Origin of the sequence: Paenibacillus sp. FSL R7-0163, assembly GCF_037969975.1 — a bacterium.
Classification (GTDB): Bacteria; Bacillota; Bacilli; order Paenibacillales; family Paenibacillaceae; genus Paenibacillus_AQ; species Paenibacillus_AQ odorifer.
Window position 1 is genome coordinate 4,353,927 of the sequence record NZ_CP150224.1, and the last position, 20,139, is coordinate 4,374,065.

Annotated in this window: 15 protein-coding genes; 6 read left to right on the forward strand and 9 right to left on the reverse strand. The window is 42.2% G+C overall.

Annotation, left to right across the window (positions count from 1 at the left end):
• Window positions 1-2 precede the first annotated feature (2 nt).
• The 3 genes from NST45_RS19345 to NST45_RS19355 form a co-directional block, all read right to left on the reverse strand.
• Window positions 3-1,040 (reverse strand): helix-turn-helix domain-containing protein, encoded by a 1,038-nt coding sequence (locus tag NST45_RS19345; RefSeq protein ID WP_036675621.1) that lies wholly within the window; start codon window positions 1,038-1,040, stop codon window positions 3-5.
• 80 nt (window positions 1,041-1,120) lie between these two features.
• On the reverse strand, window positions 1,121-1,918 hold the full coding sequence (locus tag NST45_RS19350; RefSeq protein ID WP_306018823.1) for a metallophosphoesterase family protein: 798 nt from the start codon (window positions 1,916-1,918) through the stop codon (window positions 1,121-1,123).
• Window positions 1,919-1,936: 18 nt separating this feature from the next.
• Window positions 1,937-2,458: a MarR family transcriptional regulator gene (locus NST45_RS19355; RefSeq protein WP_052096877.1), complete on the reverse strand. Its 522-nt coding sequence runs from the start codon at window positions 2,456-2,458 to the stop codon at window positions 1,937-1,939.
• Between the two features lie 253 nt (window positions 2,459-2,711).
• On the opposite strand from NST45_RS19355, the gene NST45_RS19360 reads away from it, so the two are divergent.
• Complete coding sequence (locus tag NST45_RS19360; RefSeq protein ID WP_063829770.1) at window positions 2,712-4,307, forward strand: MDR family MFS transporter; 1,596 nt, start codon at window positions 2,712-2,714, stop codon at window positions 4,305-4,307.
• Between the two features lie 73 nt (window positions 4,308-4,380).
• Here NST45_RS19360 and NST45_RS19365 read toward each other — a convergent pair whose 3' ends face one another.
• A complete protein-coding gene (locus tag NST45_RS19365; protein ID WP_036675630.1) occupies window positions 4,381-4,848 on the reverse strand; it encodes a MarR family transcriptional regulator in 468 nt (155 codons plus the stop codon).
• Window positions 4,849-4,989: 141 nt separating this feature from the next.
• On the opposite strand from NST45_RS19365, the gene NST45_RS19370 reads away from it, so the two are divergent.
• Window positions 4,990-6,492, forward strand: a complete 1,503-nt coding sequence (locus NST45_RS19370; protein ID WP_076141393.1) for an amidase — start codon at window positions 4,990-4,992, stop codon at window positions 6,490-6,492.
• Window positions 6,493-6,529: 37 nt separating this feature from the next.
• Here the strand turns inward: NST45_RS19370 and NST45_RS19375 are convergent, their stop codons facing one another.
• Complete coding sequence (locus NST45_RS19375) at window positions 6,530-7,123, reverse strand: TetR/AcrR family transcriptional regulator (RefSeq protein WP_076104911.1); 594 nt, start codon at window positions 7,121-7,123, stop codon at window positions 6,530-6,532.
• A gap of 165 nt (window positions 7,124-7,288) precedes the next feature.
• On the opposite strand from NST45_RS19375, the gene NST45_RS19380 reads away from it, so the two are divergent.
• Together NST45_RS19380 and NST45_RS19385 are read left to right on the forward strand one after the other, a co-directional pair.
• Window positions 7,289-8,176, forward strand: coding sequence for an ABC transporter ATP-binding protein (locus NST45_RS19380; protein ID WP_036675634.1), 888 nt, complete (start codon window positions 7,289-7,291; stop codon window positions 8,174-8,176).
• Window positions 8,173-8,985, forward strand: coding sequence for an ABC transporter permease subunit (locus NST45_RS19385; protein WP_076134034.1), 813 nt, complete (start codon window positions 8,173-8,175; stop codon window positions 8,983-8,985). Before NST45_RS19380 ends, NST45_RS19385 begins: the two co-directional genes overlap by 4 nt.
• Window positions 8,986-9,319: 334 nt before the next feature.
• On the opposite strand, the gene NST45_RS19390 is transcribed toward NST45_RS19385, so the two are convergent.
• The 4 genes from NST45_RS19390 to NST45_RS19405 all read right to left on the reverse strand — a co-directional run bounded on the left by NST45_RS19390 (window position 9,320) and on the right by NST45_RS19405 (window position 13,537).
• Window positions 9,320-10,279, reverse strand: coding sequence for a family 43 glycosylhydrolase (locus NST45_RS19390; protein WP_038569499.1), 960 nt, complete (start codon window positions 10,277-10,279; stop codon window positions 9,320-9,322).
• Between the two features lie 104 nt (window positions 10,280-10,383).
• A complete protein-coding gene (locus tag NST45_RS19395; protein WP_036675639.1) occupies window positions 10,384-11,280 on the reverse strand; it encodes a carbohydrate ABC transporter permease in 897 nt (298 codons plus the stop codon).
• A gap of 54 nt (window positions 11,281-11,334) precedes the next feature.
• Window positions 11,335-12,213, reverse strand: a complete 879-nt coding sequence (locus NST45_RS19400; protein ID WP_036675641.1) for a sugar ABC transporter permease — start codon at window positions 12,211-12,213, stop codon at window positions 11,335-11,337.
• A gap of 79 nt (window positions 12,214-12,292) precedes the next feature.
• The gene (locus tag NST45_RS19405) at window positions 12,293-13,537 is read right to left on the reverse strand and encodes an extracellular solute-binding protein (RefSeq protein ID WP_076101554.1); all 1,245 of its coding nucleotides are present in this window, start codon (window positions 13,535-13,537) and stop codon (window positions 12,293-12,295) included.
• Between the two features lie 276 nt (window positions 13,538-13,813).
• Between NST45_RS19405 and NST45_RS19410 the strand changes: the two genes are divergently transcribed.
• Both NST45_RS19410 and NST45_RS19415 read left to right on the forward strand, forming a co-directional pair.
• Window positions 13,814-14,719, forward strand: a complete 906-nt coding sequence (locus NST45_RS19410; RefSeq protein WP_036675644.1) for an ArsR family transcriptional regulator — start codon at window positions 13,814-13,816, stop codon at window positions 14,717-14,719.
• 483 nt (window positions 14,720-15,202) lie between these two features.
• Window positions 15,203-20,020 (forward strand): LamG-like jellyroll fold domain-containing protein, encoded by a 4,818-nt coding sequence (locus NST45_RS19415; RefSeq protein ID WP_339823549.1) that lies wholly within the window; start codon window positions 15,203-15,205, stop codon window positions 20,018-20,020.
• The last annotated feature ends 119 nt before the right edge of the window (window positions 20,021-20,139 follow it).

The following is a 20,139-nucleotide window of genomic DNA, read 5'->3' on the forward strand; positions in this document are numbered from 1 at the left end:
CGTTATCTCCTTGTAAATAACCATAATGGCAAAGTTTCTCGTTGTCCCGTATAGGCAAGTGCGACATCCGATGGTATTTTACCTTGATTAGGTCCATCTGTAATTTGCCTGCTGAAGTTGTAGGTTCTCAAATATTCATGTAAGCGCTTTTCTAAAATTTCAAAAGAATCTATCGTATCATCTACCCAAGCCTGCTGGTAGAATTCTTTGGTCAACACCGCCGCAAATTGCTGCAAGGGCTGAAATATCTCTGTTTGGTCTACCGTTATAGCTACTTGATTAATATTGTTCTTATGTAAAAATTCACTATATTTATGTTTTCCTCTGTCCCAGTTCGTAATGAATTCACGGCTTTTGTTCGTAACCAGATTATCGATATGAAAATCTAATGTCTTCATCAATGGGAGAACTTTCAGATGCATAAAATCTATAAAATGAATGGTAGACTTACGATTGTATAGCTTAACTAGACCTAGTCTGGAGTAGGCATCATAAATTACATATTGATATACCTTTCCGACCCTCGGGAAAACTCCCAAATAGCTGATACTCTGCTGACACATATACCCGGGATGAGCATTTATCGGATTCTTCATCTTATAATCTAGTGTTTTCCGTTTCTCTTTAAATCCTTTAGTGAGAGTGGATTGTGCGCCATCCCTCTTCTTTGCTTTGATTTGATTGGCGTAAGCTTCACGCTCTATTCGTTTATTTAGTCCGTTTCGACGTAGTACATTATAAATACCCGATTCCCCTATTTGCATACCTTCATCTTGCAGTTCATAAAAGATGCGTCTAGGCCCATCCTCAGGAAATCTGGCGACGTACTGCAAAATCAATCTTTCCGTTTTCTTATCTACTTTATTAGGCATTACCGGCTTTTTTTTCTTCTCCCCAAGTCCATCCATTCCATGTTGTTGATAAGCTTTAGACCACTTATAATAGATCGTCCGGGAAATGCCAAACTCCTTACAGGTTTCGCTCACATTCTTGCTGATGGCCCCTTGCATGAGGATATGATATTTGCTGTTTGCATTCACCTATTTGCACCCCTCCTATCTTTATTTTATACATAGTTAACGTTTAATTCATTACTATTCTAAAAAAAATGGGAGAACGCTCAAAGCGTCTCACCATTCCGAACAAAATGCGTTATGTATTTCCCTGCGGAAATCTCCAGGCAATTTAGTCGTTGGCCATATGCGCAGCCACCATCTATGCCAATTTTATCTCCAAGTGGACTAAACCAAATTTCTTCTGAATCATGCAGATCCATCGTCGAAGTATGACCGAAAACAACCGTTTTGTTAGTGCTAACTACCGGATTCTTATAAAAGGGTTCTCTAATCCAGATAAAATCATAAGGGTCCTGCTGCTTCCAATCCTCTATTAATGGATTAATGCCCGCATGAACAAAAATATGTTCTTCCGTCTCATGATAAAGCGGCAATGTGCTTAGAAAGTCTATATGATGTCTATAGTCCCGCCTAATTTTTTCTTTTAGCTGCATATAATCCTTCCAGCCAAAATCCTCCTGCAAACCTTCGGAGCCCGCCTCACAATAACTCATCAGCGTATGAAATCCGCCATTAGTAAGCCAATGGGTATCCAATTTATCATCTTCGCCGGTGAGCGCATCGCAAGCCATTTTATCGTGATTTCCTTTGAGAACTATAGCTCCACATTCTTGCTGCAGAGTCATCACTTGCTCCACAATTCCTTTACTGTCCAGCCCTCTATCCACATAATCTCCCATCAAGATAAGCTTATCCTCCGCTGGGCGATAATTCACTTTTGATAACAGTGCATTGAATTCTACATAACTTCCGTGAATGTCACTAATTGCTAATATTCTGATGATAATCGCTCCTTGCTCTAAGATGCAAAAAAAGATGTTCCCGCGGGTGTGCAGGAATATCTTTTGATGTTGGGCTTTTTATACTGAATCTATAACTAATGACTCTTCATCCGACTGTGGAAAAAAATGACGGCTTCTGACCTCATGCACCGCTTCTTGAAAACGATCGCACAAAAAGATCAGCTGGTCGATCTCTTCCTTACCGACCTTTTGCGTGATTTCACTCAAAATACCGGAATAGGATGCCATCTGCCTGCTATAAATCTGCTCTCCAAGCTCACTCAGACAGATATATACGACCCGACGATCTGTCTCGGATGTTGTACGTACTACGTAACCTTTTTCCTCCAAAGTATTTGCCATTTGCGTGGCAGTAGGTCTACTTATCTGGAGCAGGTCACTTAATTTAGAAATCATAACTCCCCGGTGCTGTTTGTCACCTTCGGTCGCTTTCTTTTGCTTCATTACAGTGTGAATGACGTACATCATAACAAACTCTCTATACGATACTACATCAATCGAGTAGGGGCGAGCAGTCAGACGCTTTATATTTTCAAGGGCTATGATAAGCTTCTGCTCTTGATTGTCATGGGTATCCATAGGGCACCTCCAATATACCTCAATCTAATTAGATTACTTACCTATTCCCAAAAAATCAAGTCAAATTCAAATTCTCTTTAAATTAAAATTTAATAATTAACCTGTTGTGCTAATTGATGAATTTGTGTATTATACATAAATGATAGTTTGGCTACCTAATTATTACGACATGAATTCCCAAACTACAATATATAGAAGTTAAAGGAGAGGAACTGCTCTGGAGCATCTCACTCAGAAAAAGAAAGTTACAATTATGATTGCTTTAATGGCGGCTATGTTTTTCGCAGCAATCAACCAGACAATTGTGGGCACAGCAATGCCCCGAATTATTGCGATGCTTGGAGGCATTGAACATTATACCTGGGTAATTACCATCTATATGCTCACCTCAACCATTGCTACCGTACTTGTCGGTAAGTTATCCGATATTTACGGAAGAAAGCCCTTCCTGTTATCAGGGATTGTCATTTTTATTATAGGTGCGTTCCTATCCGGATTGTCGACCAACATTTTTCAAATGATCACTTATCGCGGGATTCAAGGTCTAGGCGGCGGGATTCTAATGTCGGCTACCGTAACCGCTGTAGGTGATTTGTTCGCTCCAAGAGAGAGAGCCAAGTGGACTGGAATTATGATGGCGATATTTGGTTTCTCCAGCGTAATTGGTCCTACTCTTGGCGGATTCATGGTAGATCACATGGCTTGGAAATGGATCTTCTGGATCTTCTTGCCTTTCGGTATCGTGGCCTTCTTTATGATTTTGAAAATGTTCCCTAAAACAACGCGTTCTACATCTGAGTCCATTGACTATTTAGGCTCCATTTTCCTTTCCCTGACCATCGTTGCGCTCTTGCTCGGCTTTTCATGGGCAGGAACAAAATATGACTGGGGTTCTCCGGAGATTCTCGGCTTGTTTGGGGCTTCCATTCTGGGTCTGATTATCCTGATTCTGATTGAGCGTAAAGCTAAGAGCCCCGTATTGCCATTATCCTTATTTAAAAACTCCATCGTATCCATCTCAATGATTGTCGGTTTCCTGATGAATGCCGGTATGATGGGCGCAATGATCTACCTGCCCTTCTTTGTGCAAGGGGTAGAGGGCGTCTCCCCAACTAAATCTGGTTTTATCAATATGCCAATGTCACTTACTATGATTGTACTAAGTACTTTAGTGGGAAGATGGATCTCCAAAACAGGAAAATATAAACGTTATGCTCTAATGGGGATGCCATTCATGGTTGTAGCCATGATATTAATGGCCTTTATGAGTAACATTGCTACGGCTGTAGTCAGCATGATTATCTTCGGGGTTGGGTTAGGACTATCGATGCCCGTATTTACTCTAACCGTACAAAATGCTGTTGCTCCTTCAATGCTAGGTGTTGCTACTGCTACAAATACTTTATTCCGTAATTTAGGTGGAACCATAGGTATTGCCATCATGGGTACCATTATGAACTCCTCATTAACGAAAAAATTAGAGGCAGCGGTATCTTCAGGCAAAGGTCCGGATTTATCCAAACTCGATCCTGAATCCGCTAAACAGCTTTCTGCATTTATGAACCCTCAAATGTTGCTAGATCAACCTAAACTAAAGGAATTGCATGCAACACTGCCAGAGCAAATCCAGCCGCTCTTCAATCAATTGATTGAGATGCTGCGGAACGCACTGAGCGATTCCCTGACAGTTGTGTTCTTAAGTGGTACGGCGCTGTTAGTTATCGCAGCACTGCTCGTTCTGTTCCTTAAAGAGATTCCATTACGTAGTGGAGAGAAAAAAATGGAGGCACACGCAGAGGATAAAACCGGGAGTAAAAAACTCGAAAAATCTGTGCCTGCTGCACATTAATCACAAATAACCTTACATTAGAGATGTCCGTAAACAGCTTAGGCTGTGCGGCATCTCTTTTTGATAAGAAGGGCTAGGATTCGTTTGATTGATCATTCAATTCTTCGAAGTAAACGTAAACTCCGTTTAACAGCTCCATTAACGTATCCGTCTGTTCTTTGCCCATGTAATCAATCATACCTTTAAAGGTATTCCGGGATTTCGTTACGGCCATCTCAGCCAGATGCTCCCCTTTTTCCGTAAGCGTAATTTCACTAACTCGGCGATCCTGTGCATCGGAAGTACGCACCACATATCCTTGTGCAATCAGACTGTTGAGCATTTGGGTAACCGTAGGAGAGGTGACTTTCAGAAACTTGCTAATCTCCGAAACCGTCTGTCCCTTCTTCCCTTCCCGTTCTTTACCAAGCTTTAAAGAAACCAACATCCGTACCTCACTTGGCTTCAAGCCCCAAATCGTGGTTTTACGCCAGTTCATTCTAGCGAATTGTTGGAAAGCCTCCATTAATCCATCCACATTCTGATATTTCTCTTCGTTCATCAGTACACCCCATAAAATCATTTAACACTAAGTATAGCCTAATATGACGTAAAAAAGAATTGATAGATGTCAGATTACCCATTTTCAAAAAATAACTAATGGGATGTATAATATAATAATCATCCTAAATTGAAAGTGGGTATTAATTTGACCTTTTCTTACTCTACCTATGACGCTCTAGGACTTGCTTCACTTGTCAAAGCACGTGAAATTTCACCTCGTGAGCTGGTCGAAGCCGCCTTTGCTCGGTTAGATGAGGTCAATCCGGTCATAAATGCGGTGGTGCGCACCCGCCGGGAAGCTGCTCTTAGAGAAGCCGACGAGATGCCTGTTCAGGATAACACTCGGCCGTTTGCTGGCGTTCCGTTTCTATTAAAGGATATTTCCCAATCTATCGCTGGCGAGCCCATCACTTGTGGGGCTATGCTGATGAAGAACAATGTCGCGCGGTGGGATTCAAATTATGTTGCACGGATTAGGAAAGCCGGCTTCATTCCACTTGGCCATACGAACACACCAGAGTTCGGCTTAAAAAACATTACAGAGAATGTCCTCCATGGACCTGCTCGTAATCCTTGGAATCTCGAATATTCTCCTGGAGGTTCGAGTGGCGGAGCCGCGGCAGCTGTTGCTTCTGGTATCGTTCCAGTAGCAGGAGCCAGTGATGGTGGTGGGTCCATCCGTATTCCCGCCTCATTCACAGGCTTATTCGGACTTAAACCCACGCGCGGGCGCACACCAGTAGGACCCGGAGTCGGCCGTCAATGGCAAGGGGCTTCTATTGATTTTGCCTTAACCCGGTCCGTTCGCGATAGCGCTGCTATGTTAGATCTGCTGCAGGTTGTGCAGCCAGAAGCCGCCTTCCAGACTCCGTTATATCCGGGCGTATATCTGGATGATCTGTTTAAGCCTACGCAACGTAAACTACGAATTGGATTTACGACTGCTTCCCCAGTAGGTACGCCTGTCTCTGAAGAGGCCGTAAATGCTGTTCTCAAAACCGTGAAATGGCTCGAAGCTGAAGGACATGCGGTTGAAGAAACAGAAAGTCCTGTGAATGGCACAAGACTGATGGAGAACTACTATACGATGAATGCCGGAGAGGTAGCAGCCATGTTCGTCTCCCTGGAGAGAAATATGGGACGTTCCATAACTGCTGACGATGTCGATATCATTACGTGGGTTCTTGGTGAGACCGGAAAAAATGTTTCAGCGGCCGAATTCGTACATAGTCTGGATGAATGGGACGTTGCAGCCGCCCAAATGGCGGAACTGTTTAATCATTACGACTTATATATAACACCTACGAATGCAAACTCCGCTCCCAAAATTGGTGAATTAACGCATAAACCTGCAGAGATAGCAAAGCTGCTGCACGTAAACGAATTGCCAAAAGAAGAACAGAGCCGCTTAATTTACGAGATGTTTGAGCCAAGCCTAACCTATACACCGTTCACCCAGCTCGCAAATCTGACAGGCCAGCCTGCAATGAGTGTGCCCGTCCATAAGTCAGCAACTGGCCTGCCGCTAGGCGTTCAAGTCATGGCGAACAAAGGTCGTGAAGATTTGCTGCTTCAGCTTGCTGCCCAGCTTGAACAATCCGCTCTTTGGGTCGGCATGACTGGAAATCCGCTGTTCACCTGATCAATTAAGGGTGATGCTCTCGCAGCTCAAGCTCCCCTTACTCTTTCCCGCAAATGCCATAGAAGAAAATATGGATGGCTTCCTCGATGAAGGCATCCATATCTTCCTGTTTGCTAGCTTCGTCTAGAAGTTCACCCGCATTACGCATATACATCCCCATTAGTGAAAGTATCCCTTTGGTGGATACTTTATTTGAGATTTCTCCCCGGGCTTTCCCATCCTCAACCATCTTCACCAGCACCGGCAAAATGTCATTCGCATATCGTTCCTCAATATAACGGAACATTTCTTGATCCTCAACCATAAGCTCCTTCACAGTCGCGGGAGATAAACCGCTGTAAGTTTGCCTTTCCATGGTTAGAATGTAACCAATAATCTCCTTTAGAGAATGCTCTTGATAAATGTAATCTTCAAACTCCTGAATTTCCTTCTGAACAAAGTCCTTAAAAGACTCACTAAGCAGCGCTTCCTTACTGCCAAAATAATTATAAATCGTCACCTGAGAGACCCCTGCTTCTTTCGCAATATCAGCGATCCGTAGACGTTTCGGTTCCCAGTTCTTGAGCATCTCCATGGTAGTTTTCATAATTTTGAATTTAATCTGTGCTGCTCTCTTCTCAAATCCATTCATAGCTTCCACCCTAACTTCGTTATTAAGTATGCGTATTTAAATTTAATGAAATATTCCATTTCAATTATTTCATAATTATATTGACTTCATTAACCACTAGGAATAATATAACATATGAAATATTCAATTCATATTAGTTCATTATTTTGCGGCGGGGGTGGCGGCATGCTGGTTGTAGAAGGCTTAACTAAACGATTTTCGAATGGCAAAGGAATCGAAGATGTAACATTTACCGTAAACAAAGGCGAGGTTTTTGGATTTCTAGGTCCTAACGGCGCGGGTAAATCGACAACTATACGGCATATCATGGGTTTTATGAAACCAGATCAAGGGCATGCGAGTATCCATGGGCTTGATGTATGGAAGGCACAAGGGACAGTCCAGAAGCATATTGGCTACTTACCCGGTGAAATTAACTTTTTTGATGGGATGACGGGCCTTTCTTTCCTTAAATTCATGTCAGCCATGCAGGGAATCAAAAATACTACCAAACGCGAGCAGCTGATTGAACGCTTGCAATTTGATGCCACAACTCCGATCCGAAAAATGTCAAAGGGAATGAAGCAAAAGGTCGGAATCGTCGCTGCTTTTATGCACAGTCCTGAAGTTATTATTCTGGATGAACCTACCTCGGGTCTCGACCCGCTCATGCAAAAGGTATTTATTGATCTGGTACTGGAGGAAAAATCAGCCGGAACTACCTTTCTCATGTCCTCACACAGCTTTCAGGAAATTGAACGCACCTGTGACCGCGCCGCAATTATTAAAGACGGACGGATTATCACCGTAAAAAATATTCATGAACTACAATCGATGCAACGGAAGCTGTTTGAGGTCATTTTTGCGAATAGTGAAGATGCAGTGGATTTTGCCGCCTCCGGCCTACAAGTGGAAGCTCATGAGGGAAATAGGGTCCGCATAGCTGTGCAAGGCAATTATGATCGATTCATCCGGGAAACTGGAAAATACAATATCCGCAGCATCGACGTATTCACGCAGAATCTAGAGGACATCTTCATGGACTATTATGACCGCGAGGGGGCTGTGCAATGAATCTTCCGCTCTATAAGGAAATGATGCGAGTGAACCTGAAAGGAATATTGAATTACGCCTTTGGTTCTGCCTTCTATATTCTGTTTATGATCTGGCTTTATCCAGGGATTGCGGGGAGTACACAAGCAATTGATGACCTTATTAAGGCGATGCCAGAGGGTGTGGGTAAAGCCTTTGGGTTAAATAGCGGATTTACCAGTGCTGAAGCTTTTATCTCCGGAGAATATTATGGACTTATACTAGTTCTGATTCTTTCCATAGTTTGTGTGCAAATGTCAACGCAGCTAATGGCTCGACTCGTGGATCGCGGCTCCATGGCTTATCTGCTCATAGCCCCAACTACACGGAGAAAAGTCGCCACCACGCAGGCACTTGTACTCACTACAGCATTGCTCTTAATTATGGGTGTAACCACCCTCGCCGGATTATTAGGTAAAGCATGGTTTCTTGGCAGTGAATATGACTTTAACAGCGGTCGCTTCGCTCAGCTGAATACCGTGGCGTTTTTATTATTTTTTGCGGTAGGCGGCCTTACCTTTCTCGTGTCCTCTGTATGTAATGACGAGAAAAAAGCGCTCGGAATTTCCGGCGCCATCGCCTTCGGATTTTTCACTCTGGATCTACTCGGTAAAATAAGCGACAAACTGGAAGGACTGCGTTTCCTAACCTTATTCTCCTTCTATCAACCCGGGGAAATCGTTCAGGGCAACGTGGAGATTATTCAGGTCTCCAGTTGGCTGCTGTTGATCGGAGTGTTCACCTTTTCCTTGGGAGTAGAGCTGTTCAGAAGACGGGATCTTCCATTATAAGAGTACCTCATTTGATCAACTCGCTTTTACGCATTCCCAAAGCAACTATCGGACACCGTTGACCTTAAATGCAACTTTATCACAAATTTGCGTACCTAACGGACCCTAAAGTCGTTATTGGCTTGAAGAACAGCAAAAATGAACCTTTTCTAAAGGAATAGCTGCACTGGGGTCCGCAACCTTGCTCAAATGTCCAAAAATTTGCAAATAGCGTCAGCTGAGTCCTTAAGCCTCAGGAGGGTTATAACTATGACTCTTATAAAAAACAACAGAGCAGTGTTTCTCCACCTCTGGGAGAATCATTGCTCTGTTGTTTTATGTGACAAATCCCTTTTTATTTCGTATCCGGTCTAGGTACACCAAAGTTTGGCGTTCCGTCTTCATTCCACTGGATTACTTGCACACGTGCGTGACGATTCGGATCGTAAAGCGGATCACCGACAATTTCCTTATAGCTTCTAGCATGGAAAACAAGGATATCCTGTGTGCCATCCTCAGAGACAGTAAAACTATTATGTCCCGGACCATATTGGCCGTTTTCCTCAGAAGTCGTAAACACAGGTTCAGGTGTCTTGACCCATGATTTTGGATCCATCAAATCACTATTCTCATCAGCAGTCAACAATCCCATACAATAGTTGTGATCTGTTGCACTAGCTGAGAAAGTCATGAAAATACGCCCATTACGCTTAAGGATTGCCGCGCCTTCGTTCACTAAAAATCCGATTTTTTCCCAATCGTATTCAGGAGTAGTGATGCACACCTGCTCACCTTTTAGTGTCCAAGGGTTCTCCATTTCGGAAATATAAATATTTGAATTGCCAGGGATAGCAGGATCTTTTTGTGCCCAAACGTAATATCTAACTCCTTTATGCTCAAAAGTTGTTGCATCCAAGGCAAAAGATTCCCATTTTGTTTTTATTTGACCCTTTTCCACCCATTCACCCTCTAAAGGATTTGCGGATGGGTTTTCTAACGCAAACATGCGATGATCAAATAAACCGTCTTTCGTATCAGAGGTATGTGCAGCTGCATAATATACGTACCATTTTCCATCAATATAATGAATCTCTGGCGCCCAAATATTAGCACTCATCAAACCCGTTTCATGCTTAACCCAAATGGTCTTTCCTTCAGCCTCAGCCAATCCTTGAATGGATTCAGAACGGCGAAGCTCAATTCTATCGAACTCTGGAACTGAAGCTATGAAATAGTAGTAACCATCAGTATGTTTATAGATCCAAGGATCTGCTCGTTGCTCAACTAGTGGATTTTTTACATTAAATTCTCTCACAATGACAACTCCTATATTTATCTCTTTTTTTATATTTGCAGGTCACCAAAACACACCCTTCCTTATAAGAAGTCAAGGTGTATTTAAGTTTAAGTTCATTCGATCTAACCTTTGATACCCGAATTCAGGTTGATGGATTGAACGAAGTATTTTTGTGCAAAAACGAATAGCAGCAATGTTGGAATAATCGCCATGATTGCCGAGCCCATTAATTGTCCGATCATACGATAGTTTCCGTAGATGTCTTGCAATAAGAGCAAACCAGCGGTAATTGGCATTTTGTCTACGTCTGTGTACACGATAACCGGCCAGAGGAAGTCATTCCAAGATCCAGTAAAGGAGAACAATCCGCAAACAATTAGTATTGGTTTAACTAACGGCAATATAATTTGCGCGAAAATTCTAAAGTCACTTGCACCATCAACTTTAGCCGATTCATCTAATTCTTTTGGGATACCGTTCATAAACTGTCTGACCAAGAAGATATTACCCATACCCGCAAGACCAGGGATAATCATAGCCCAGGAAGTGTTCACCCAACCAAAGGAGTCAATGATTTTATACGAAGGAATCAAGTTAACAACACCCGGGAAGAAGGAGATCCCTAGCAAAGTAAAGAACAATGTGTCTCTTCCTTTAAACTTAATACGGGTGTAACCAAAACCTGTAATCGAAATAACAATAACAACCAGAATGGTGTGAGATGTAGCAATAAACAATGAGTTACCTAACCAACGTAGAATTGGAGCTGTAGAAGTATTGTTTAGGATCGTAACGTAGTTCTCAAAGACCCACTCTTTAGGAAATAGTCTAAAGCCCGAGGATACTACTTCCGTTTGTGATCTAAATGAGGTGGAAATCCCGAATATAACAGGAATGATCCAAATCACACATAGGATACCTAGAAATATATAGGATATATATTTTGAAATACTTACACTGGAGGAGCCTTTTATTTTGCCTGTTGTATTTACAACTGGATTTACTGCCTGGTTTGACATTTTAGTACACCTACCTTTTCCATTTCCTTGTTAGTCAATTAGTTTCTGCGAACCCTATGAAGCATTTCGGTTCATTACATAATATTGCAGTGCTGAGATCACCAAAATAACTAATCCCAGTAAAACTGCCATAGCTGATGCCATCCCGGCGATGGATTCACCGTTACCGAAAGCTAATTGACGAATATACATCATTAGAACGTGTGTACTTTGTCGAGGTCCACCATCGGTCATCATTAACGGTTGGCCGAATACATTAAAGGCACCCGCAGTTGTCATAACAAAGGTATAAATTAATGGAAAACGAATAGATGGCAAGGTAATACTAGTGAATCTTTTAATTGAACCCGCACCATCGAGCTCCGCTGATTCATATAACTCTTGAGCCACGCCACTTAAGGAAGCACGATAGATAATCATGTTGCCCCCAATACCACCCCATAAAGTAATTACAATGATAATAATCCACGCATAGGGTTGATTTGCAGGCCAAGCAATTTGTGATCCAAACAGATTACCAGTGATCCCTAGTTGCTTATTAAAGATCAACAGCCAAATCAGTGCTGCCGCAGAAATTGAAATCAAGCCAGGAATATAAAGAATAGATTGAATTAAGCTCTTCATTTTAACTTTTTTATGCTCCAACGCCACCGCAACCATTAATGGAATAATAATCAGCAGCGGAACAGACAAAGCAACGAAAATCAATGTGTTTTTTAGGCCTCTGAAAAATTGAGTATGAAAGGTTGATCCGCCGTCAAAAAGAATAGCTTTATAGTTATCAAAGCCTACCCATACCGGATCACTCATTAAATTCCATTTTGTAAATGAAGCATAAATCCCATAAATCGTTGGCAATAAAATGAAGACAGCAAACAAAATGACATGCGGACCTACAAAGAAAGCAGGTGCCCAATTGATTTTCTTTTTCATAGGAATTCATTTCTCCTTTTGCACAAAGTAATGCACCATAACATGGCACATTACTTCGTACAATCTATTCTATTTTGCTTTATTTTGCTGCACTGCTGCTTTCCGCAATTTTATCTTCAACAAATTTTTGCATCGTTGCCAAAGTCTCATCAATATCAACGTTGCCACGAACGATATCCGCACAGTAAGTATCTACAGCTTCCGCAATGTATGGGTAGTATTCATATGTGTAAATGTAAAGGGATTCGATTTCTTTTTCATCAGATGTAAAGAAGGATTGCATAAAATCTTTGTACTCAGGGCTTTGGTTAACTACGTTACTTGCTACGTTTTGTCCAGCTTTTGCCCATTCCATCGAATTCGTACGAACATATTCCAAGAAGTTAGCAATACCTACTTCTTTTTCGTCTGTTCTCTTATCATTTTTCAACATAGCGAACAAGTGAGAAGAAGATCTGTTGGTGAATTTGTCAGGAGTAGGAGAATAAACATTGGTCACGCCAAAGTTCAAACCTTCAACCCCAGCATGTGCTGTAGAACTCCAAGTTCCGTCTGTCGAGAAAAGTACATTTTGAGATTGGAACATCAAGTAACCGTCTTCACCAAATGGAGTCATAAGGCCAGCATCGGCGATTTTCTTAACATTTTCAAACGCTTGTTTAAAGACAGGGGTGTTAACAGCCGGTTTTCCATCAACTTGGATATCGCCGCCCAAATCTTGAATTTGAGCCAAGATAACCCAGCCCAGCAAAGCATCATTAACTACGTAATCGCCTTCATCCAATTTACCTTGTAAGGAAAGCATTTCATCAATAGTAACAACGTTATCATCCAAGAAAGATTCAGCATTATACTTTTTCAGCAAATCTTTATTGTAATACATTACGTTACTATGAATATCAAGAGGAACTGTGTATTGAGTTCCATCGATATTACCAGTGTTCCAAGCTTGTGGTAAGTAATTTTCAGCTTTCAGTTCAGGTTGTGCTGGCAATACGGTATCTTGCATGGATTCCAGTACACCTTGTTTAACAAATCCAGGAACACGGTCAGCATGGATAATTGCTAAATCAGGAACACCTTTGCTAGATGCCAAAACTGTAGAAATCTTTGTGTACATATCAGCCGTAATAACATGTTTTACTTTAATTTCGGGATTCGTTGCATTGTAGTTTTTAACAATTTGATCCATATAAGCACCGTCATCACCGGTCAGCGGTGTCCAGAACGTAATCGTCTTACTATCATCTTTACCACCGCATCCTGCCAAAACTGTCGATAATGTTAGAACCGTTGCTAATAAAACTCCAAATTTCTTTTTCATTACTCTCTCCCCCTGCAGCTGTAATGTTAAGATAACCATTCATGTTCACTTTCTTTGAAAACGATTAACTTGAGATTAGTATACATTCATTATGAAAGCGTAGTCAATAACATTTAAATAAACTTAATAGAATTTTTTTTCATTTAATTAACCTTTTGATTCATCTCTCGGAGATGAAAGCGATATTATATTTACTTCGGTTACCTTTCATGTTACTTTATATATAGATTAATAAACTTTACAGTATATGAAATAACTTTGAAAGAAGTGGGTAAAATGCAGTTGGAAATCGACAAATCCTCTCTTGTTGTTTACGAAGCTTTAGCGAGTGAAGTACGCATCAAAATTATTCAGTTGCTCTCCAAAAATAAGATGAACATCAAAGATTTGGCAGAAGAACTTAAAATAAGCAGTCCTATCGTTACCAAACACATTAAAAAACTAGAAGATGCAGGGCTCATAAAAACTGAAAAGGTGCCTGGTAAATCCGGAATGCAAAAAATCTCAATCCTTAGGGTGGATCATATTGAGATTAACTTCCCGAAAAAAATCTTTCACTCCTTTGCCTCCTACGAGACATCAGTGCCGATTGGTCATTATACCGATTATGATCTGAAACCTACTTGCGGACTTGCTACGGATAAGGAGTTTATCGGCAGAGTAGACGAACCTAAGTATTTCATGGATTCTAAAAGAGTGGACGCAGAGATTCTCTGGTTCACTCAAGGTTATGTGCAATATAATATCGCTAATTTCCTAAAAAAAGAGGAAACCCTACAGCAATTTGAAATTAGCTTGGAGCTTTCTTCCGAATTCCCCTTTGCTAATGACGTATGGCCTTCAGACATCACCTTTTCTTTGAATGGCTTGGAATTAGGGACTTGGACGAGCCCCGGGGATTTCGCTGATGCTAGAGGTAAATTCACACCGGAATGGTGGCCACACAATATCAATCAATACGGATTGCTAAAAACGATTAGAATTACAAACCACAATGGAACTTACATTGACGGTGACCCGCTGTCTCAGGTTTCGATTGAGGATTTAGATACGACTTGTGACCGTTGGACCTTTCGGATCGAAGTGAAGGAAGATGCAAAGCACGTAGGAGGAGCAACGATTTTCGGGAAAAAATTCGGAAACCATGATCAAGATATCATTTTCAAATTGTACTATCTGTAAATTTTTCTTTTATGTTCTAAGCAAAACTGGTTCTTTTTGCGGGGGTGAACAACTAATTAGCTATTCTTCCTTAGCTCCCCCCCACCCGTTATGCCCTACCCCCTCTCTTTATCCATGCTGATATATCCCGCCTAGTCATCCATTCACCAAATTTCACTCTTATCCACTTCAGCATTAATCACCAGTAGTTAAATCATTTTCCTCTATTTTGAATTTATAATTTATAAAAATATAAAAAGATTCATGGATTTATAAATTTCCATTTGACTATTTGCTGATATCATGCTTAAAATGAGAGCATTATAAAACGTTTTCCTTGTTATGGTTTAGTAATACATAAATTAAAACCATTTTCATATACGAAAGCGTTTTTTTAGTAGCTATTTATGTAAGCGTTTTACATTTTTTTTCAGTAAAGAAGGGAGGAATTGGAAAAATACGCGTGTACAAGCTCTACGTCACTAGAATCGGAGGATCATACATTTGAGAAAAACTACTGGTAAACTAACCGCTTCCCTGCTTGCACTCACTCTATTAGTGCCTGCTCCATTAATTTCTGCAGCTTCTGCAAGCGATTCCAAATCAGTCGCATTATCCACTCAGCAACAAATCGCCGATTATTCCGGCCACTGGGCACAGAAGGATTTTCAATCTTGGGTAGATAAGGGCTTGATTCTGGGTTACGGAAACGGAATATATAAGCCAAATCAAGAAATCAACCGTGCAGAGTGGGTTACTCTGGTTAATCGGGTCTTTAATTTGCAGGAAAAAGCCGAAATTGGCTTCACGGATGTTTCCACGACAGGTGCTTACTACAGCGATATCCAAAAAGCAACCGCTGCAGGATATGTGACAGGATACAGCGATGGCACCTTCCGACCCGCACAGCAAGTAAGTCGTCAAGAAGCTGCAGTAATGTTATACAGACTGTTCCAACTCAACTCATCTGTTGGCACTTCTGCACCAAAAGATGCTGCTGATTTGCCAGAATGGAGCCAAGAAGCAGTATTGTCTTTACTTGGTGAAGGTTATCTGCAAGGCTACACTGACGGCAGCTTTAAAGGAACTCAGGCTGTAACAAGAGCGGAAGCACTGCGCATGATTGAGAAGCTGGGCGGAGAAATCACACCTAAGAGCGGAAGCTATTCGGGGATTAACACTCGGAATATGGTTATCAGCAGCCCAGGCGTAGAGTTGAAAAACTCCACAATCTCAGGGAATCTCTACCTTACCGAAGGTATTGCTGAGGGCGATATCACACTGAATAATGTCACTGTTAAGGGAAAAGTATTCGTTGCCGGTGGCGGTGAGAACAGTGTCGTACTAAGCGACTCCAATGCTGCTGAAATGGTAGTAGATAAACATAACGGCAAGCTGCGCGTCGTTACTAGAGGCACAAGTGCTGTACCAAACGTACGCGTACATTCCGGTGCAATACTAGAGGAAGATGCATTAACGGGGGCAGGTTTCAGCCGGGTTATTGTTGAGAATACGCTGCCTAAGGATTCCATCCTCAAGCTGAAAGGAAGCTTTGATTCCGTTGAGCTTCAAGCGTTGGGAGAGCCTACACTACATCTGACAGCAGGCAGTATTGCTGAAGTTACACTGAAGCAAAAAGCCAAGCTGCGTGTAGAGGCAGGTACGGAAATCAAGAATCTAATCCTTGGTTTCAACGATATCCTAACCATCCAAGGCACGGGTAAGGTTATCTTTGATAGCAAGTACAGTCAGCTAATCCATTTTGAAACACCAACTCCAACGGCTACGGCAACCACTGGTACTGGTGGATCTAACGGCGGTTCTGTTGCTACATCAGCTCCGGAAGTTACAGCTACTCCGGCTCCAACTGCTACACCAGATCCAACGGCTACACCAAATCCAACAGCTACACCAAATCCAACAGCTACACCAAATCCGACGGCTACACCAAATCCGACGGCTACACCTAGTCCGGGAGCAACTGCACCAGCACTCACCAATGTCTCGGTGCATGATCCATCGGTGGTTGTGGATAATGGAACTTATTATGTATTTGGCTCCCATATCGATGCGGCCAAATCAGATGATCTGATGAACTGGACACAGTTCACTAATGGTTATACAACACCGGGCAACGTGATTTTTGGTGATCTGTCCAAGAATCTGGCAGAATCCTTTAAATGGGCTGGCGAGAACGATTCGGACAGTAAAGGCGGATTCTCCATCTGGGCACCGGACGTATTCTGGAATAACGATTATAAGAACGCTGATGGAACAACTGGCGCTTATATGATGTATTACAGCGCTTCTTCTACTTATATCCGTTCGGCGATTGGCTACGCCACTTCGCAAAATATCGAAGGGCCTTATACTTATGAAAATACCGTAATTTATTCCGGTTTCACCAAGGAAGAGGCTTATGACAGTGACAGTAAAGTAAATAAGAAATGGGACAATACAAATATCAAGGACCTTATCGACAATGGAACGTTGGAAGGTGTCAATCCAGATTGGTTTAATGCAGGTGGTTTGTATCAAAACAAAACCTATACAAATGCAATTGACCCAACTATTTTCTACGACAAAGACAACAAGCTTTGGATGACTTATGGTTCATGGTCAGGTGGTATATTCATTCTGGAGATTGATCCAGCTACCGGAGAACCTAAATATCCAGGCAAAGATGGAAAGACCGCTGATGGACGTCTTATCGACCGCTATTTCGGAACCCATATTTCTGGCGGAATGACCAAATCGGGTGAAGGTCCGTATATCGTTTACGACAAGGAGACTGGTTACTACTTCTTGTATGTAACTTACGGTGGACTTGACTCCAAAGGCGGTTACAGCATGCGGCAGTTCCGTTCAACAAATCCGGACGGCCCTTATACGGATGCAGCAGGACAGAATGCTGTTCTAACTACCGATGGTGACAACACACCATATGGTAATAAGCTATTAGGAAACTTCATGTTTACAAATCAAAATGCAGACCCGAATTTCCAAACGTATGGTTATGTGTCCTCAGGACATAACTCGGTACAATATGATGATGAAACGGGTAAAATATTTAACTTCTTCCACACTCGTTTCCCACTCCGTGGTGAAACACATGAACTTCGTGTGCATCAAATGTTCACTAACGAAGATGGCTGGCCAGTAACTGCCGTACATCGTTACACGGGTGAAACTATTGGGGCTGTAGCACGGGATAATGTTGTCGGCTCTTATCAGTTCGTTAACCACGGCAAAGATGTTTCAGGCATCATCAAGCCTACAGTAGATATCGAGCTGAAAAGTGACGGAACGATCGCTGGATCGTTAACCGGAACTTGGGAATTGAAGGATGAGTACTTCGCTCATTTGCTTATTAACGAAACGGAAAATGGAAACACCGTACAACATCTCTACAAAGGTGTATTTGTGAAGCAATGGGATTCCTCACGCCAACAGCATGTTATGACGTTCACCGCAATGTCAGATCAAGGAATCACTATCTGGGGCAGCCAGATGGAATCGATGAGCGTTGAGCAGATTTTGAACAATATTGCTGCAGGCTTGAGTATTGGTGACACAAGAAAAATATACGATGACATCACCCTCCCTACGGAAGGCTTGCGCGGAGCAGAAATTTCATGGTCCTCTTCCAATGAGGCCGTAATTGGTAACAATGGTAAGGTTACTCGTCCTGAACTTGGACTTGGAAACGCTACAGTTGAACTGACTGCTACAATTAAGCTAGGCGAAGTCGCAGTAACTAAAACCTTCACCGCCGTTGTTATGGAAAAAAAGAGCACGCAACTGGAAGACGGCTTAGTAGCTGCCTTTGACTTTGATGGCGACCTTGCAGAAAATGGTGATCGTACAGCTGACGGCATAGTCACCGGAAATCTGATCAACAACACTGAGGATGGAGACATCACTTTTGAGGCTGGTAAAGACGGTCAGGCAGCCAAGTTTGATGGCAAATCCGGTGTTCGTCTACCTGACGGATTAATTCAAAGTAGCGCATACTCGGTAGGGATGTGGCTGAATCCATCCGAATTAAAAGCTTTTACTCCTGTATTCTTCGGTGCTAAAACCGAAACGAACTGGTTCAGTCTCCTGCCTTATGGAAACGGTGGAGCAACCACTAGACTCTGGTTCGGTAGCGAGACTTGGCTGTATGCTGATACAGGCTTACAAATTCCAGTTAACCAGTGGACGCATGTAGCCTTCACTTACAATGCTGGAACAGTCAATATGTATGTAAATGGTGTATTGAAATCCTCCGGAAAAGGATTCACAGATATTTTTGATACAGAAGACGGCGTATTTGCTCTTGGTGTGAACTATTGGGATGCACCCTACAAAGGTTTGGTTGATAAATTCCGCGTGTATGATAGAGCATTGTCTGCGGAAGCTGTTGGCTGGCTTGTAAACGGTGAGCCTGATACGAACATCAAAGTAAGTAATATTTCATTCAGTGAAGCTGTTAAATCAGTAGCTGTAGGAAATACTTTCACCCCTCAAGTAAGTGTGCTTCCGACCAATGCCGGAAATAAGGCGCTAACTTGGAGCTCTAGCGATTCCAGCGTAGTGGCTGTTGACGCAGCGAGCGGAATAGTAACAGCACTAACTGTCGGTGGCCAAGCTGTAATTACTGCAACAGCGACTGATGGAAGCGAAGTTTCAGCCAGCTACACAGTAAATGTAACTGATGGAAAAGTAGCTCATTATGCTTTTGATGGCGACCTGGATGACTCCTTCCAATTGAACGGAAAAGGCGAAGTTACAGGAGCAAAAGTAGATAGCCCAACAGTAGGCAATATCACATACGGTAACGGTGTCCTCGGTCAAGCTGCAATATTCAACGGTACCTCCGGTATCCGTTTGCCTGATGGATTAATTGACAGCAATACCTACACCGTATCTATGTGGCTAAACCCTGAACAACTTACAGATGCAACAACTACTTTCTTCGGCGCTGCCACTAAAAATAGCTGGATTAGCTTCGTTCCTCAGAACGGTGGCGGTAAAACGTTGTTATGGTCCGGAGAAGCTTGGTATGATGCTATTTCTGCCATGAAGATTCCAGTAAATACATGGACACATGTTGCGTTTACGGTCAGCAATGGAACCGTAAAAGTTTACCTCAACGGAGTAGAGCAGTTCTCTGGTGAGGGCTTCCCGAATGTCTTTAAGAATAAGAATGGTGTTTTCGCTCTAGGCGTCAACTATTGGGATGCACCATTTCAGGGTATGATTGATGAACTGAAGATTTACAGCAGAGCGCTCAAGTCAGATGAAGTACAGGCAGAGTATAGCTCGAACGTAGATTAAGCAAGACTTGATTTGAAAAGAGAGAGCGGAGCCACAGGCTCCGTTCTTTTTTTAAAGTCCCATATTGTAAAAAAAGTATTTAACTAATATAATCATTAACTATACGTCCGAGATAAACG

Excerpts from the sequence above, each read along its gene's own strand:
- NST45_RS19355 (WP_052096877.1), bottom strand. The coding sequence starts at position 2,458 with ATGGATACCCATGACAATCAAGAGCAGAAGCTTATCATAGCCCTTGAA.
- NST45_RS19360 (WP_063829770.1), top strand. The coding sequence starts at position 2,712 with ATGATTGCTTTAATGGCGGCTATGTTTTTCGCAGCAATCAACCAGACA.
- NST45_RS19365 (WP_036675630.1), bottom strand. The coding sequence starts at position 4,848 with ATGAACGAAGAGAAATATCAGAATGTGGATGGATTAATGGAGGCTTTC.
- NST45_RS19375 (WP_076104911.1), bottom strand. The coding sequence starts at position 7,123 with ATGAATGGATTTGAGAAGAGAGCAGCACAGATTAAATTCAAAATTATG.
- NST45_RS19380 (WP_036675634.1), top strand. The coding sequence starts at position 7,289 with ATGCTGGTTGTAGAAGGCTTAACTAAACGATTTTCGAATGGCAAAGGA.
- NST45_RS19385 (WP_076134034.1), top strand. The coding sequence starts at position 8,173 with ATGAATCTTCCGCTCTATAAGGAAATGATGCGAGTGAACCTGAAAGGA.
- NST45_RS19395 (WP_036675639.1), bottom strand. The coding sequence starts at position 11,280 with ATGTCAAACCAGGCAGTAAATCCAGTTGTAAATACAACAGGCAAAATA.
- NST45_RS19400 (WP_036675641.1), bottom strand. The coding sequence starts at position 12,213 with ATGAAAAAGAAAATCAATTGGGCACCTGCTTTCTTTGTAGGTCCGCAT.
- NST45_RS19405 (WP_076101554.1), bottom strand. The coding sequence starts at position 13,537 with ATGAAAAAGAAATTTGGAGTTTTATTAGCAACGGTTCTAACATTATCG.
- NST45_RS19410 (WP_036675644.1), top strand. The coding sequence starts at position 13,814 with ATGCAGTTGGAAATCGACAAATCCTCTCTTGTTGTTTACGAAGCTTTA.